The following is a 413-nucleotide window of genomic DNA, read 5'->3' as shown; positions in this document are numbered from 1 at the left end:
ATGTATTCAGTTGAAACTCCTGAACGTTTTAATACCGTTGAAAAGCTGTGCCTTGCCGTATATGTAGTTACCGTTTTCTCTATTCCGACCTCAGTTGCGATTTTTTTCATGTGGTCGTTAGTTCTTTTGATTAGTCTATCCAAGCAACGCCTAATCTGCTTTTCGGTCATATCTTCATTTATGAAACGAAATATATAGTTTTCCGGAGAGCGGTCTTTATTTCCCCATTTGTCTATTAATCTTTTTAAATCATCTGTAAGAGCAACGCTTATTGGCTTAGATGATTTGCTAGTCTTTCTGGTTTTTCTACGAACAAATGTTATGAATTCATCATCAACATTCTTATACTTTAATCTGATAATATCGTTCATATTAGCCCCATTTAAAAGGTAACTAAACAGCCATAAATCTTT

At 34.1% G+C, this 413-nt stretch carries 1 protein-coding gene; it reads right to left on the bottom strand.

Going from position 1 to position 413, the window contains the following annotated elements:
* On the bottom strand, positions 1 to 371 hold a 371-nt coding region (locus tag J1N10_RS21105), incomplete at its 3' end, for a tyrosine-type recombinase/integrase (RefSeq protein WP_262328697.1).
* Positions 372 to 413 lie beyond the last annotated feature (42 nt).

The sequence above is a fragment of the Carboxylicivirga litoralis genome, from assembly GCF_025499605.1.
Classification (GTDB): domain Bacteria; phylum Bacteroidota; class Bacteroidia; order Bacteroidales; family Marinilabiliaceae; genus Carboxylicivirga; species Carboxylicivirga litoralis.
This window is presented reverse-complemented; position numbering and strand designations above follow the sequence as displayed.